The sequence below is a fragment of the Streptomyces sp. NPDC047042 genome, from assembly GCF_040644035.1.
Lineage (GTDB): Bacteria > Actinomycetota > Actinomycetes > Streptomycetales > Streptomycetaceae > Streptomyces.
This window is the reverse complement of the sequence record NZ_JBEYVP010000125.1, coordinates 1-1,151: the sequence shown is the minus strand read 5'-3', so window position 1 is coordinate 1,151 and position 1,151 is coordinate 1. Positions and strand designations below refer to the sequence as shown.

The 1,151-nt window shown below is 65.9% G+C and carries 1 protein-coding gene; it reads left to right on the top strand.

Features of this window, described 5'->3' with window-relative positions:
- A partial coding sequence (gene treS, locus ABZ855_RS48400; protein ID WP_360820488.1) for a maltose alpha-D-glucosyltransferase occupies positions 1 to 1,151 on the top strand: 1,151 nt, incomplete at both ends.

The window sequence follows — 1,151 nt, the reverse complement described above, 5'->3', positions numbered from 1 at the left end:
TACTGGCACCGCTTCTTCTCCCACCAGCCGGACCTCAACTACGAGAACCCGGCGGTCCAGGAGGAGATCATCTCCGCGCTGCGGTTCTGGCTGGACCTGGGAATCGACGGCTTCCGACTCGACGCGGTGCCCTACCTCTACCAGGCAGAGGGCACCAACTGCGAGAACCTGCCGGCGACCCACGAGTTCCTCAAGCACGTGCGCAAGGAGATCGACGCCCACTACCCGGACACGGTGTTGCTGGCGGAGGCGAACCAGTGGCCCGAGGACGTCGTCGACTACTTCGGCGACTTCCAGAGCGGCGGCGACGAATGCCACATGGCATTCCACTTCCCCGTCATGCCCCGCATCTTCATGGCCGTCCGCCGTGAATCGCGCTACCCCGTCTCGGAAATCCTCGCGAAGACCCCCGCCATCCCCAGCAACTGCCAGTGGGGCATCTTCCTGCGCAACCACGACGAGCTGACCCTCGAAATGGTCACCGACGAGGAACGCGACTACATGTGGGCCGAATACGCCAAAGACCCCCGCATGCGCGCCAACATCGGCATCCGACGGCGCCTGGCCCCCCTCCTCGACAACGACCGCAACCAGATCGAACTCTTCACCGCCCTCCTCCTGTCCCTCCCCGGCAGCCCGATCCTCTACTACGGCGACGAGATCGGCATGGGCGACAACATCTGGCTCGGCGACCGCGACGCCGTCCGCACCCCCATGCAGTGGACCCCCGACCGCAACGCCGGCTTCTCCTCCAGCGACCCCGGCCGCCTCTTCCTGCCCACGATCATGGACCCGGTCTACGGCTACCAGGTCACCAACGTCGAAGCCTCCATGTCGTCCCCGTCCTCGCTCCTGCACTGGACCCGGCGCATGATCGAGATCCGGAAGCAGAATCCGGCCTTCGGCCTCGGCTCCTACACCGAACTCCCCTCCACCAACCCGGCCGTGATCGCCTTCCTGCGCGAGTACAAGGACGACCTGGTCCTGTGCGTCCACAACTTCTCCCGCTTCGCCCAGCCCACCGAGCTGGACCTGCAGGCGTTCAACGGCGCACACCCCGTCGAACTCATCGGCGGAGTCCGCTTCCCCGCCATCGGCGAACTCCCCTACCTCCTCACCCTCGCCGGCCACGGCTTCTACTGGTTCCGGCT